Genomic DNA, 328 nt, shown 5'->3' on the forward strand with positions numbered 1-328 from the left:
GAGATTTTGCCCCTCGTACCGGGCGCCGCTGGCGCTGGGGGTCTCATAGGCGAGCACCTGCTGCTGGTTGTTACCCTCGCTCAGGTTGATCATGGCGGCGGGCCGCGTGGCCTCGTTGTAGAAGTAGGTGGAGAGGATGACGCTCTTGCCGCACTGGTAATCGACCGGCATCGGCACCCTCAGCTGGCCGCCTTTTATCTGCAACTCGGTGATCCGCAACTGGTAGCTATCTTCCACGCATTGGCGCAGGTCGCCCGCCTTCCAGCAGTCGTTGCGCCCCTTGATCCAGCCGCGCTGGATGGCGCGCTCGCTCTTCTGCTGCTCGGGG

At 64.0% G+C, this 328-nt stretch carries 1 protein-coding gene; it reads right to left on the reverse strand.

All coding sequences use genetic code 11. From position 1 onward, the window contains the following. Positions 1-328, reverse strand: a 328-nt coding sequence (locus NQZ67_RS30045; protein WP_257453176.1) for an MliC family protein, incomplete at both ends; no start/stop codon positions are given.

The sequence above is a fragment of the Paenibacillus soyae genome (assembly GCF_024623455.1).
GTDB classification, from domain to species: Bacteria; Bacillota; Bacilli; order Paenibacillales; family Paenibacillaceae; genus Pristimantibacillus; species Pristimantibacillus soyae.